The sequence below is a fragment of the Granulicella sp. L56 genome, from assembly GCF_009765835.1.
GTDB lineage: Bacteria > Acidobacteriota > Terriglobia > Terriglobales > Acidobacteriaceae > Edaphobacter.
Genome location: NZ_LMUS01000001.1, coordinates 627,464 through 641,607 on the forward strand (window position 1 = coordinate 627,464; position 14,144 = coordinate 641,607).

Annotated in this window: 8 protein-coding genes; all 8 read right to left on the reverse strand. The window is 56.5% G+C overall.

Translation table 11 applies throughout. The features are described from left to right. Nucleotides 1-623: 623 nt before the first annotated feature. Nucleotides 624-3,686, reverse strand: a complete 3,063-nt coding sequence (locus tag GSQ81_RS02620; protein WP_158909171.1) for an SGNH/GDSL hydrolase family protein — start codon at nucleotides 3,684-3,686, stop codon at nucleotides 624-626. A gap of 39 nt (nucleotides 3,687-3,725) precedes the next feature. Then, the gene (locus tag GSQ81_RS02625) at nucleotides 3,726-6,050 is read right to left on the reverse strand and encodes a GH92 family glycosyl hydrolase (RefSeq protein ID WP_158909172.1); all 2,325 of its coding nucleotides are present in this window, start codon (nucleotides 6,048-6,050) and stop codon (nucleotides 3,726-3,728) included. Nucleotides 6,051-6,093: 43 nt separating this feature from the next. After that, on the reverse strand, nucleotides 6,094-8,250 hold the full coding sequence (locus tag GSQ81_RS02630; protein ID WP_254059950.1) for a glycoside hydrolase family 3 N-terminal domain-containing protein: 2,157 nt from the start codon (nucleotides 8,248-8,250) through the stop codon (nucleotides 6,094-6,096). 242 nt (nucleotides 8,251-8,492) lie between these two features. Continuing rightward, on the reverse strand, nucleotides 8,493-9,203 hold the full coding sequence (locus GSQ81_RS02635) for an RES family NAD+ phosphorylase (RefSeq protein ID WP_158909173.1): 711 nt from the start codon (nucleotides 9,201-9,203) through the stop codon (nucleotides 8,493-8,495). Continuing rightward, complete coding sequence (locus GSQ81_RS02640; protein ID WP_158909174.1) at nucleotides 9,200-9,643, reverse strand: antitoxin Xre/MbcA/ParS toxin-binding domain-containing protein; 444 nt, start codon at nucleotides 9,641-9,643, stop codon at nucleotides 9,200-9,202. The genes GSQ81_RS02635 and GSQ81_RS02640 overlap by 4 nt, the downstream gene beginning before the upstream one ends. A 56-nt stretch (nucleotides 9,644-9,699) precedes the next feature. After that, nucleotides 9,700-11,880: a PP2C family protein-serine/threonine phosphatase gene (locus GSQ81_RS02645; protein ID WP_254060043.1), complete on the reverse strand. Its 2,181-nt coding sequence runs from the start codon at nucleotides 11,878-11,880 to the stop codon at nucleotides 9,700-9,702. Further along, entirely contained in the window at nucleotides 11,880-12,839 is a 960-nt protein-coding gene (locus GSQ81_RS02650) for a YihY/virulence factor BrkB family protein (RefSeq protein WP_158909175.1), read from the reverse strand. Before GSQ81_RS02650 ends, GSQ81_RS02645 begins: the two co-directional genes overlap by 1 nt. Nucleotides 12,840-12,884: 45 nt before the next feature. Continuing rightward, the gene (gene queG / locus GSQ81_RS02655) at nucleotides 12,885-14,039 is read right to left on the reverse strand and encodes a tRNA epoxyqueuosine(34) reductase QueG (protein ID WP_158909176.1); all 1,155 of its coding nucleotides are present in this window, start codon (nucleotides 14,037-14,039) and stop codon (nucleotides 12,885-12,887) included. Between the last annotated feature and the right edge of the window lie 105 nt (nucleotides 14,040-14,144).

The following is a 14,144-nucleotide window of genomic DNA, read 5'->3' on the forward strand; positions in this document are numbered from 1 at the left end:
CTCCAGGAATAGCGCTGACGGGTAATGAGAGAAATCCGAATGCGAGTAAGCTTATGTTATCTTTTGTTTCTTGACAAGGAGTTTATTCCATCTTCTTGAAGCGTTTTAGAAATAATTACATCTATTTCGCTTTTTTATTGTTGTCATAGGGTTTAGGAATACTGCTGCACAGCTTCACCCAAGCTGTTAGTCAGAATCAGTCTGGATGGCCCAAATCATGGCAAACAAGGCTGCTATTTCATGGGAAGCATTGCTCGCTGAGTCTCAACCGAGGCGATCGGGAGCTGTTTTAACCATGCGAGGATCAATCAGATACGACACATTCCCAAGGAATAAATAAGCTCGGGAAAATAATACGAGCGTGGAGCAAATGCTCCACGCTCGCACCGCACCGGCTTGACAGCGCTATTTTTTAGAACCGCAAGCGTCCCTGAATGTACAGCCACCGGCCAGAGGAGTTTGGCCAGCCATCACCGGATACTCGCCCGAAATTCGTGTCGTTACGACACAGGTGGAGCAGATTCCTGTGCCGGACTGGGACTTTGCGATTCGGATGATCTGGGCAAGTGATAGATAGAGGATGAATCGTCGGTTCGCACATTGCAGCCCTGATAACTGCTCATTCATTTTTTCTTTTCGTCCGAATCTGAGAAGAGGGAAAGATCGATCGCGTTTGCTATCGCACGATGGCCGGCATCATTGGGATGAAGATGGTCGCCGCTATCATAGGCAGGGAGATAGCGGGTGGGATGAGCGGGATCATGGGTTGCGGCATCCTGATCGATGACAGCATCGCAGCCGCTTTTTTCACTGTGCAAAAACGCATTGACCTGTTCGCGAGCAACTTCTCCAGAAGATGTCCAGTAATTAGCCCCTTCATATGGTGTGAGAGTCGAACAGAAAAATTGGATATCCTTCTGATGAGCCCGAGCGATGAGTTGCTGGATACCCGCAATCAACTGGTCGCCCGTTGGTGCTGGACGGGTCGACCCTAAATCGTTGATCGGGTCGTCGGAGAAGATCACCCAATGAACATCGGGTTGCGAAAGCACATCTCTATCAAAACGAGACAACGCACTCGGGCCAGCACCGTTGACCAGTAACCGGTTTCCGCTGATCCCTTTGTTGAGCACCGAGATATGCGATCCCTCATCTGCCAGCCTCGCAGCCAGGACCGAGGGCCAGTCGCGGCTTGTATCGGGCGTACTTTTCACTCCTGCCGTGATTGAAGCACCAAGCGTCACCACAGTGCCGTGAGCCTCTTGCATTGAAGTGGAATTTGAAGAGAACAAACCGATCTGGACTCTTCCCAATCTCTTCGCCGTAACCGCAGGGGTACCCGTCACAGGCCCAAAGCTCTCGTCGTCAATACTAGTTCCCTGTCGCTTGAGCAAATAGCTTGTGCCTGCCACGGCGTGAAATGCGATCACCGAATCAGTGGTACCGTTCACAACCTTTGCCATTGCTGCTCCTGAAACAACGTCGACGGCCTCACCAGGCCAGGGGTTACGAACCCGAAGAGGTCCCGTCGTACCGGCTTCGATGACGGCAGTTGTGACGCTCCCTTCTCTCACTTGAACATCGACACGAGTCCTCCCGCGAACATTGACACTTCCATCGATGTTCCACCCCTGCGGCACAGCAGGCGCCAGTCGAATCAATCCGTCGTAGTCCTGCACCAGAGCTTCCTGCAACGCATCCGCCGCGACACCAGTCTGCTCCACGTAAAACTCGCCATACTCCTTGTCCCAATTGGCAAAGCCGTTGATGGAGTGTTGCGTACTCTCCGTTATTTTAAGCAGCATGGACCGCACCTCACTGCCCAAGTCCAGCCGCGCCGCCTGCACCGGATCGTAGCTCCAATCGGCGGTGGCCACAGATGGCCGATGCGCATAAGTGCGCTTCGCCAGTTCAAACATTGGAGAGCTCTCGCCGATCAAATCGTAAGGCCAGACCGGCTCGAGCCCTATATTTTCAACGTTATGAATCGCTGCGGACGGAACATAGGACTCCGCGATAACATCATGCCCATCGGCGTCCGCCGAGACAGGCAGCAGCGTGCGCGCCCCTTGCTCTGGAATGCGCGGAAACGGTGGCAGCTTCGGTAGCGCACTCTCAAGCTGGCGCACGAGATCCGTATCTCGATGAAGCAACGTGGCAGCCTGAATCATGACCGGATAGAGAGCCTTCTCGGCAGAGAGATCGGTCGTCGGGTCGATCACATCCCACTGCGTCTCATGCGCGTTCGACGGACTGGTATGCAACAAGCCATCGGCTCCGACCTTCTGGTACGCAAGCAGAAAGCGCGTCGATGCGAGCATAACGGGATAATTTTCGGCCAGGAAACGGAGGTCGCCCGTCACCAGATACTGCTGCCAGATCCTAAGCGAAACCTCGGCACCGGTAGAGAGTGTCCGCGCGTTGTAGTACGGTTTGAAACCAGCGTCGCAGTTATAACCGATCGTAGCCGGCTTCCAATTCCCCTCATACTCTATGCCGCGACCGTTGAAGCGCATCGTCTCCGGCACACAGATGCCTGGACTTCCCTTCATCCGGGTTCGAGTCCAGCTTTCAATCGCTGGAAGATTTTCTCGATAGAGATTGAAGTATGGCGCGTTCAAGCCTTCCACACCTGCGCCCAGATTCGCCGCCACCATCATCCGCAGGTTCCAGTGCCAGAAGGCCGATGGCGCCCAGCGATGCGCATCGCGCGCCGAAGACAACATATCGGCAACACCTGCCTGCGATCCTGGATACTCCGTCCCTTTCTCCGCCGCAGCGGCGAAAAGATAGATGGCGCGCAAATTTTCCATGTACTCGCCAGTGCCATCCGCAGACTCGATCTTCATAGGCGCGGCCCGATGCCAGTAATCGTGCCACCAGATGCGATGCGCTTCAGGAGACGCATCCGTGAGCGCGTGAACCGCCGTCGCATACGCATCCTGCTGCCCGTTGAAGTGAGGTGATCCGACAAGAATGCGGTAATGACCATCGGCAAAAGGCTTGAAGGAGACAGCCACAGTGCGCGCATCGACAACCGAAGCCGAGACATCTCTTCCCTGTGCAGTAATTGCAGATAAAGAACCGAAGCGCCGTCCTGAAGACTCAGGCTGTTGGTTATCGATCCACGCCTCCCGCAGCAATCCCACTTTTTTCTTGGCGATTGCGTGCGGTACGCGCGGCTCCCAGAGCATCAGCTTTGCTGTCTGCTGCACCTCAGCATTCGCGCCGGTCACATCAATGACCAGCGTGTCCGTGCCGGGCTGTACATAGACCGTTGCGTGCAGCCCACCGCCTTGCTCCTTTATCTCGCCGTTGTAGAGATCCAGTCGTCCTGAAAAATCTTCAGCCTGCGTCATCGCCGTAAGCCCCGGAACGAGAACCTGCCCCGGAGAAAGTCGATCTGGCAGCGTATCGGCACGGTTCAACTGCGCCGTCAGTCCATCCGCAGCCCACACCGCTGCTCCCAACCGTCCGTTGCCGAGTGGCAGAGCTTCGCTGGCATCTTTATTCGCTTGCCCCAGCACGATATCCGAACGGCCAATCACACCCGCTACGTCAACATGAAATCCCCCTGCGTGCCATGCTGTCGTCTGATTGGAGCGCGTGTCTCCAGTTGATGGTTGTTGCGCAAAGCCACCATGGCACAGCGAGAGAGACAGAATCGAGGCAACAAGATATTTCACACAAACCTCCAGTAGAGCAGAATCATTTTCTCCAGATTTTTACAACGCTGCTGCACTCGCGCCTCCTGCAATCGGCGACATGGAAGGCGGCGCATCCTCCGGCGTGCTTCCCCATTGCTTGTTGGGCTTATCTCCCATTTCAAGCACCAGCGTGCCGCCATTCGCAATCGCTGCATGAGCAAACCACGGGTTGTTGAGGCTCTTTCCATTCAACTGCGCGGACTGAATGTACTTGTTCTGCGCCGAGACATGGTTTGCGATGATCGTGAACTCTTTTCCATTCGCCATGCGAATCGAGCTCTTCGCGAAGATGGGGCTGCCGATCTCGTAGACCGGACTGCCGGGACAGACGGGATAGAATCCCATCGCGCTCAGCACATACCACGACGAGGTCTCGCCCCCATCATCGTCTCCGGGAATCCCAAGCGGACCATCTCCATACCAGACGTTCATCAACTGGCGCACGCGCCGCTGCGTCTTCCATGGCTGCCCGGAGAAATCGTAGAGATACGGAATGTGATAGCCAGGCTCGTTGCCCTGCGCATAAAGCCCCACCAGACCAGTCGAGTCAGGAAATTGATTTAAATATTGATACTTCGACGTTCCATATTGTTCGACGAAGAGTTGATCCAGCTTGGCGTTGAAGCTGTCTCGTCCTCCCATCAACTGAACCAGGCCGGCAACATCGTGCTGCACATGGAACGTATAGGTCCACGCATTCATCTCGGTGAAGTAGTCTCTCCCACCTTGCCCACCTCCCAGCTTTGGATCGAAGGGCGTTACCCACTGCCCGTCCGCGCTCTTCGGAGCCATGAAGCCTATCTTCGAATCGAACACATTTCGATAGTTGTGAGCCAGCTTCATGAAGTAGGCATAGTCGTCCTGCTTCCCAAGAATCTTTGCGATCTGGGCCGTGCACCAGTCGTCGTAACTTGTCTCAAGCGTCACCGAGACCGCCTGACGCCGCTCTCCCGTAACCTCGGGAACAGCCTCAGTCTGTCCCGCAGCGAGCGCCGGGAAAAATCCCTTATCAAAGTACACATGGTCCAGGCTCGTCAACGGACCACGCTTCCATGGCAGCATCGTCGCCTGCGTCTCGTTCTTGCGAATCCCCTGATAGGCCTCTTGAAGATCGAAGTCGCGATAGCCTTTTTGATATGCATCGAGAATGTAAGCAGCCGCATGATGCCCGATCATTACCGCCTGCTCACCCGCCACCGAAGGAAAAGATGGCAGCCAGCCGCTCTGCTCATACATCCGCAGATAAGAGCGGATCATGTCTTCCTGCCGAGGAGCTTCGAGCAACAATTGCAAAGGATGCAGAGAACGGTACGTGTCCCACAGACCATCGTCTACATAAAAATCATGGCCATTCGTCTCGTGAACTTTATGATCGTAGCCGCTGAAATACCTGCCGTCCTCTGTGATGTCCGTCATGCGGCCCAGGGACCGATACAACGCCGTATAGAAGATCGTGCGCTGGCTCTCACTGCCTCCATCGATCTCGACCGCTCCAAGCTGCTTGTTCCATAACTGCTTTGTCTGCTCCTTCACCTGCTCAAAGCTTCGCCTGGCGATCTGCTCCTTCAGATTTTTCTGCGCCTGTTCCGTGCTGATGTACGAAAGCCCAACACGAACCTCGATCTGATCTCCACCTGGTTCCTCGGCAACGAACCCAATATGATCTCCTGACACGCTCTGGCTTTGAAACAAGGAATCCTTCTGCCATGTCTCAACATGGCTGAAGGGCTTAGAAAACTCGGCATAAAAATACTTTCTGGTCTCGCCATCTTTCTCCGAAAGCTGCGCGACGGTTCCACCCACTCGCTCGCTGCCCTCAACCGCCGAGTCGCCGACAACTTTTAGCTCCGCCCCGTCCTCCATACTCAAAACCACATGAGCCGTAGAGCCAGCAGGCAACGCGAACCGGTAATAGGCTGCCGCCTGACTTGCTGTAGCCTCTGCCTTGATACCCCAACTCTGCAGATCAGCCTCGTAATAGTACGGTGTAGTTGTTTCGAAATCGTGATCGAACGTAGAGGCGTAATCCCTGGGTTGCGTGCTCACCTTTCCAGTCGAGATCATCAACATGGCCGGGCCAGCCGGAAACCCATAGATCTTGTCCGCAAGATAGCGGTCATTGATTCCCGGCGTCGTAATCGGCGCAAGGCGAGCCATTCCATGAGGCGTCTGCACGTAGGGAATAGTCGCTGTCAACAGTTGGCCGATGCCGCCAATGTTTGGCGAGACATCATCTACCGGCTCCACATGCTTCACTGCAGGGCTGGCAACAGCGCTCCCTGAAATGCACAGCAGCAATGCTGCAAATAATACTGTTCTGCACGTTCCATTCTGTACTGGCATAGCTCTCCGTTCTTATGTCTTCACGTCGCGCATTCAGAGTGCCTTATGGCTTCAATAGAAATCGCGTGGTCAACGCAGCCTCCGACGACCCTCCAACCCACACAGTGTAGTAGCCCGGTTCCACAGCCCAGCGATTCTCCACATTCCAGACTGCAAGTTGACTTTGCCGCAGATGCAGCGTCACCGTCTTACTCTCATGCGGCTTCAATTGAACTCTAATGAAACCCTCCAGCGACCGCCCAGGAGTCTCCACACTGCCGACTTCTTGACGCACATAGAGCTGAGGAACTTCAGTCCCCTCTCGCTCGCCTGTATTCGTCACCTGAAACGAAACAACGATATCCGCCTTACTTCCCGCAGCAGGCGTCTGAATGTTTATATCTCCATAGCTGAAACTCGTATAGCTCAAACCGAAGCCAAAAAGAAACAGCGGCTTGCCATCATCGTCGACATACTTATGGACGCGCGATGGATCGGAGTTATAGAAATCCGGCAACTGTCCCACGCTGCGAGGAAAGGTAATCGTAAGCCTGCCTGAAGGATTGTTATCGCCAAAGAGCGTCTCGGCGATAGCTCTGCCGCCAAACTCTCCCGGATACCACGCCTCAAGAATCGCGCCGACATGCTCCTTCGCCCAGCCGATCGTAAGCGGACGCCCATTCTCCAGCACCAGAACGACCGGTTTGCCGGTCTGTACCACGGCTTCAAGCAATTGCTCCTGCTGCCCCGGCAGGCCAAGCTCGGAGCGGTCGAACCCTTCACCCGAGATGCCTTGATGCTCTCCGAGCCCAAGGATCACAACGTCCGCAGCTTCTGCCTTCGCTACCGCCGCACTGATGTCGTTGCCCTCATCAAAATCGACCGTTGCCTGTGGTACAGCGCTTTTCACGCCCTGCAGAAGGCTGATCCGTTCTCCATTTTCTTCCTTCTCATAGTCGCCGTACCGCGCCACATCCGCGTTCGGACCAATGATTGCAATGCGATGAACCGACTTCGACAGAGGTAGCAGATGGTTCTCGTTCTTAAGCAGCGTCATCGACTCGCGTGCCGACCTCAGCGAGATATCGAGATGCGCCTGCGAACGATACTCCCTCTGGTTGAGCGACGGATCGACAAAGGGATGATCGAAAAGGCCCAGCGAAAACTTCAGGCGAAGTACAGCAGACACTGCTCGATCCAGGTCCGCCTCGGGCAGCGTGCCTTCCTTCAGGCAATCCAGCAGCGCATTCTGGAACACAGGATGGTCGAAGTCATAGAACTGCATATCGACTCCCGACCGGATCGCAAGGCAAACCGCATCCTTTGGCGTGGCCGCAACATGATGCACCGTGTACAAACGTTCAATCGCACCAAGGTCTGAAAGCACCATTCCTTGAAAGCCCCATTCGCCACGGAGCACCGTCTTCAGCAGGAATGGATCAGCCGTAATGGGAATGCCATCGATCTCGTGATACGCCGCCATCGTCGCCATGGCGTGGCCTTCGCGAAACGCCGGTTCAAACGGCTTTAGCATCACGCTGCGTAGTTCGCGCTCGCCAATATGCACCGGTGAAGTATTCGTTCCACCCTCAGGCGAACCATGCCCGGCAAAGTGTTTCGGCTCTGCAACCACGGTATGGTCCGTATTCAGGCTCGCACCCTGTGCTCCGCGCACATAGCCAAGCCCCATCTGGCCGGTGAGGTATGGGTCTTCGCCAAAATCTTCTTCGACACGGCCCCAGCGCGGCTCCCGCGCAAGGTCCAGCACCGGAGCCAGAATCATACCCACTCCCGTTGCACGCGCCTCCGCCGCAATCGCAGCGCCAGTCTGCTGCGCCAGGCCAGGATCAAACGTCGCGGCAAGGTTGATCGGCGCAGGAAAGACCGTGCCCGTATCAAAGCCATGCAACCCTTCTTCGATGAACAGCGCTGGAATTCCGAGCCGGCTATGCGCGATCACCCATCGTTGAATCGTGTTCGACTGCTCCGGCGTCGGGTTCAGATCGTGTATGCCGCCCACTCCAAGATTGCCCCACAGCGCCTCCGCCTTCTCCGGCAAAAATATCGCGTCTTTTGCGGCGTGGGTCTCGTCGGTATGTCTGCTCATCAAAGCCGGTGCACCCGCATAGAGATCGAGTTGCCGAACCTTCTCCTCCGGAGTCATGCGGTGCATCAGGTCGCGGATGCGCGCCTCGATCGGCGTGTTTGATTGCTTGTACACGGGAATGCGATCAGACTCTGCGCTAACAGTCCCGTAATGCGACAGCATCAGAAAAATCAGTACACCACAACTCGCAATCCTCAATCTGCCTCCACTTCGTTCCGCACCATCCTACCGTTCATCCATCTACAAAACAATATCGCAGCAGATGAAATGATCGCGCCTGGGATCATAGGCAATCCTCGGATGGATCCTATCGAACTTAAGTTGAAACACTTGCATGGAACCTTGGCAATTATCGATTACGCGACGCGAACTTCACGAACATCGCTGGACGAAAAATCTCTTCCCATCAACAGTCGCAGCTCAAGCCGAGCGCCCTGTCGCACGTTGTAAACCAGTGTGGGCCTGAAGCAGACGATACAACTTCCGCCCTTCTTCCTCACGCTCGGATAGAGTATTCCGTTCGACTGTTGCGCCAATAGAACTACAGCAAGCTGCTGAGAGTCCGCATAACAGTCCGGGATCGGGCCAGCCTTCAAAAACCTTTTGTACTGAGGCTTGTGCGCTCGAAGGTCTTGCATCCGCGTTGTGAAGTCAGCAAGATAATCATCGAATGTAGAAACTTCTTCTTCCTGCCAATCGACCTCCTCGAGCTGCCTAAGCTTGTGGAAGACAACCTCGGCGATGGAAGTTTCTCTTTCTACCCCGCAATACCATGCGCCACGTTCGCTGTTGTTGAAACGCCCACCGCCCGGCCCGGCATGGGTAAACGCAGCATTGACGATATGAGCGTAGCTGACGCCGTACACCAACTCGTGGACACTGATGCCAGGCAGCAATCCCTCTTCGCCGAGTAGACGTTCATTCGTCGCGCCATCCAGTTCGATCAGATCGCCAAGAACGGCATCCTCTTCCGTGAGCCGCGATAACACGGTGCCGCTCTCGCTGTACCTCGACGGAATAAGGCGGTGCGTATTAGCAAGCTCGAGATCGGCGGCGGCCGGAATCATTGCCCACCACGGCGTGCGTCGAGCAGTTGGCGCACATGCAGCATCCCCGGCTGACCGCGTTGAATGATGTAGGCCAAAGGCGTCATCCCTCGAAACATCGAGTTGCTGTTCGGCAGCTTCATCCACGCATCCGCCAGCGACTTGCTATACAGAATATTCAAAGCCTTGAATATTCCCAGCAGAAGAGAGATACGCGTCAGAACATCCTGATCCAGCGTTCGATGCTTCGGTTCTTTCTTCAACCCGTAGTAAGAACCGGAGGAGAGCCCGCCCAGCAGTTGCCGCGCATCTGAATCTTTGATCTCCCACTTCTCCATGATTCGCAGAAAACCCTTGATCGCAGAAGGACTGAGACGTTCACGCGTGGGAGGACTGGAGAGGTCCCGGGAGACATCGAAGGCGTATCCGGCGATATGAGGAATGACAAGCGCTGCCGCCATAAGACCCTCCAATATTGAATACTTATTTCATCATATTTGATGATAGAAAGCAACGCCTATGTCTGACGGGCAAGCACCAGCGTAATGTCGTCGGGCTGCTCCTCAGCCCCGATCCACGCGTCCAGCGCCTGCATCACCTTCGTCGAAATCACATGCAGCGGCTCATCGCGATAGCGCCTGACCACGTCCATCAAACGCTCTTCTCCAAACTCGCCAAAGTCGTTCTCCGGCTCGGTTACACCATCCGAATAGGCCACCATGATGTCGCCCGGACGCATCTGGAAGCGGTCCTCCTCATAGTGCATCCCGTCCATCAAGCCGACAACGGTGCCTCCCTGATCCAGCCTGCGAATGGCCCCATCGCGGCCCAGCACCAGCGGCGGCAACTGCCCCGCGTTCGAGTACGTCAGCATGGCCGAAGCCGCGTCATAGTGCGCGAGGAACAACGTTGCATACTTCTCCGGCTGCGTACTCCGATAGAGGTGCCGGTTCAGCAGCGAAAGAATGCGCCCCGGCGACTCGAACAGCTCGTCGCAGTCCCCTCCACGTTCTTCGCGGCTCGCCATCAAACCCGCCCAACTCGTCTCGCTGTAGATCAATTCCTCACTCGCAAACCGATAAGCCCGTACAGCCGAGTGCAGGGTCGCCATTAACAGCGCCGCCGAAATTCCCTTCCCGCTGATATCTCCAATCGCGATGCCCACTCCCGTCTCTCGTCGCGAAGGCACACCTTCATTCGCCTCTTGATGGAAGACGAGAAAGTCATAATAGTCGCCGCTCACCGACCGCGCCGGACGGCAGACCCCGTGCAATTCCAGGCTCGCCAGATTCGAAATATGATGCGGAAACAGGTTCGCCTGAACCTCCTGCGCGATAGAGATCTCGTTCTGTAGCCGCTCTTTCTCCTTCTGCTCCTGCAGCAGCCGTTGCAGCGATCCCGTCATCGTATTGAACGATCGGCTCAGCTCTGCAAGCTGGTCGCTCCGGTTCACCCCAATCCGGTGACTCAGCTCTCCGCGGTCGACCGCATGGGTGGCCTCATATAGATCGGCAACTGACGCGGTAATCGTCCTGCTCAGGCGAATCGCCATATAGAGCGCCAACAACTCGATCAGCGCAAATACGATACACAGCACAATCAGCCCATCACGAATCCCAGTTGTGATCACACCGCCCAGCGATGCGCCAAAGAGCCGCTTGTACAGCAGCGTAGGCCGCGAATCCACCTCAATCAGAATGCTGTCGCGATCACCCGAGCCCCAATCCGTGATCGACGTCGTCGATAAAAACCGCACTCGGATGTCCAACGCGTTCACTGCGGGCGGCTCGTTGCCTCCCGCGATCCCGTCAGTGTTCTTCAAGCCGCGTCGCGAAGGCATCACCAGGGCAGAAGCAGGCCTCTTTTCGGCAGCTTCCTCGACCCGTCTTTCCTCGGCAAGGTTACCCAGACTCTCCGGAAATAACATGGCCCGCCCCAATCCGTCCGCGATCAGATTCATCAATCCCTTGTCTACCGGCATACTGCTCACCAGGCTGAACATCCGGCCATCTCCAAGGCGCCGCTGATGAACCACAACCAGGTATAGGTCTCCGCCATCCAATACCAGGTTTTGAAAATCTCTACCTTTCAGCTCCGATGCCCACGGCGGTAGCCCCAGCGGGGTCTTCTCGCTGATCTGGTCTAACGCAATCGGCGCTCCGTTGATGTACGCCTTGGTCGAAGGATGCAGCCGTATCTTCGACTCATCCAGCCGGTTGACCGCGCTGTCCTGCTCCTCCATCTCCTGTGCCGAAGGCTTCCCACCCAGCACCTGCGCGATCACGTCGGCGCGATGCGCATTGGCTCCATCCATCTGGCTCAACTCGGCCTGCAGCCGCGAATCCACCAGGTGAATCGCAAACTGCCCAGCCGCGATGTAGGACGAGATCAGCACCAGCGTCACCACCAGCACTACGGGAGCCAGCCCGATCAGCAGATAGGTCAGCACCAGCTTATTGCGTAGGCTCCACAGCATACGACGCCGCACTATCTGCCATATCAGCGGAACCGCCACTGCCACCAGCGCGACTCCAACAAAGATCTCCGTCACACCGAAGAATATTCCCCATCCGCCGGGCAGCAGATGCAATACCAGCAGCACGCAGAACCAGAGCGCCAGCCAGAAAGCGGCTCCCGCCAATCCCGTCGGCGGCTTCCTCGCCCATCCCTTCACCCGAGATCTCAAAGCATCCTGCATCACTGCTTTTCTCCTCGTGCCTCTTGCCGGGCCTGCCGCAGCGCATACCGGGTTGCCGAAAAATGCGCTCCAGCCAGCAGCAACAGCCCCGACAGAAATGCCCACATCATCAGCCCGACAGAAATATAAAACGGCCCGTACACCGACTGAAAATCCAGCCACGGCAGAGCCCGCATATAAAGATACTTCGCGCCCTCCCAAAGCAGTCCAGTCACAATCGCAGTCGGCAGCACAGCCCGCGCCGGAATCTTTCGGTTCGGCAGCATCCAATAGATCAGAAAGAACAGAAGAATGCTTGCAATCCCGGCGCAAATCTTCATAAAACTGAACGCAAAAAAGTTGAACGCCATATTCTGCGTATGTCCAAAGAAGATCCACGTCAGCACCGTATTCTGCGCCGCGGTAAACGCGACCGACAACATCGCCAGAACGCCTGCGCCCAATGCCAGCCCGGCCGACACCGCCTGATTGCGCAGATAGCTGCGATTCTGCTTCACCCCCCAGACATTGTTCAGCGCCACCTCCAGCGGCAAAAACACCCCTGTCGATGTAATCAGCAGCATCACCAGAGAAAACAGCTCCGTCTTTTTATGCGGGTGCGCCAATAGTTGCATATTGCGCATCACAAAGTCCTGTCCGGTCGGCAGAAAGCTTCTCATCATCGCGCCCACCACCGTCTCCATCGACCGCGAGTGAAAGACCACGCGAGACACGGTCAGCAACAACACAATAAACGGAAACAACGACAAAATTGCATTGGCCGCTACGCTGAACGCATAAGTATGCACCTCGGTCTGCGTCAGGTAGCGAAACAGAGCAACGATCTGGGGCCAGAAACCGCTCTTGGCCACGACCGGCCGCACCTCTTCAATCGGCTTCGGCGGCAGATCCTGCTTTGCCTGCCCGGTCTCGGCAGGCAGTTCAGGCGAAACGGTCTTATCGGGTACGCTAGGGGCCATAGCAAGTTGCAACAGCGGAAAAATCCGCTATAGCTGCATTCGATGCTAGCAGAGCGCCACAGAGGCTTTCCTTTCTTCTTTTAGCCCGCGAATCCTTCCCAGCGCCCACCGCGCACTTTCAGCCAGCACCTCGTCCTCGCCCGCGCTCCATGCCTCCAGTTGCGGCACAAACCGCGCCTCTCCGCTGTTGCCCATGGCAATCGCCACATTCCTGTGCAACCGCTTCTTCCGCGTCCGCTCCAAAGGAGACCCCTTGAACCACCGCCGAAACTCCGCCGCATCCATTCCCGCCAGCCACTCCAGCGCCGGATTCACCATCTCCCTCCGCGTCAGCATCCCCTCCCGTGCCGACACAGGAGCCTTCCTGTTCCACGGGCAGACATCCTGGCAGATATCGCACCCAAAGACCTGCCGTCCCATCGCCTCGCGAAGCTCCTCCGCGATCGCCCCCTTCTTCTCAATCGTCAGATACGCAATACATCGCGAAGCGTCCATCTCCCGCGGCCTCAGCAGCGCATCCGTAGGGCAGGCATCGATACATCGCGTACAACTCCCGCACCGGTCCGCTGCAATCTGCAACTCTTCGCCGTCCCCCACCTCCAGCGAAGTCACAATCACTCCCAGCAGCAACCACGAACCCAACCCCTGATTCAGCACGCACGCATTCTTGCCGATCCATCCCACCCCGGCCTTTGCCGCTGCCGCCCTCTCCACCAGAGGCCCGGTATCGACATAGCACTTCGTCTCGCACGCATATCTCTCATGCAAAGCCGCCTCCACCCGCCGCAACCTGATCAGCATCTCATCGTGATAATCCGAAGGAACCAGCGCTCCAGCATCCTCGTCCATGCGCCCACTCCACGCATAACGGGCAATCCATCCCGTTCCCTCTTCCGCAGGCATAATCGAAAGCGGCCCGTCTCCGTTGTAGTTCACCGCGCAGACCACAACCGACCTGGCCCACGGCATCGCCACCTCGACCCCACTGCGCAGCAACACCCCTTGTTCATTCCTGCGCTTCAGATACTCCATCTCTCCCGCGCGGCCCGCCTCCACCCACCCTTCGAACCGCTCGGCATCGACCCGGCCCACCTCGCTCTCCGCCCCGTAGACAGGCGCAACCCCAGCCGTATCAAAGCCAGCCTCGACTGCCCGCAGCCGAATCCACTCCCGCCACTCTCCCGTCCACAAACCCGCCACACCGCACCCCGCAAGTCGCCTATCATTACAGTCTTGCAAAGCACGGCAAAGCAAGCATCCCCGATGAGATCAGCTCGGAAATCATTTCAAAGCAACGCCAAAAAT